Below are 254 nucleotides of genomic sequence, written 5' to 3' on the forward strand. Positions count from 1 at the left end.
GCCCAAACCAAGAGGCTTGCCTCTTGGGGTTGTAGGACACTCTATACGGAGTTACAAAGGAATGATATAAGCGAAGAGGTCTGGAAAGGCCCGCCAAAGAAGGTAACAGCCCTGTAACTGAAATGTTATTCTCTCCAGAGTGGATCCTGAGTACGGCGGAACACGTGAAATTCCGTCGGAATCCGGGAGGACCATCTCCCAAGGCTAAATACTCCCTAGTGACCGATAGTGAACCAGTACCGTGAGGGAAAGGT

Annotated in this window: 1 rRNA gene; it reads left to right on the plus strand. The window is 50.4% G+C overall.

The window, feature by feature from the left end:
• Nucleotides 1-254: ribosomal RNA gene (locus tag AAZR19_RS18990) — 23S ribosomal RNA — on the plus strand; the annotation flags it as partial.

The sequence above is a fragment of the Bacillus sp. Je.9.29.b genome (assembly GCF_051129925.1).
GTDB classification, from domain to species: domain Bacteria; phylum Bacillota; class Bacilli; order Bacillales; family Bacillaceae; genus Bacillus; species Bacillus safensis.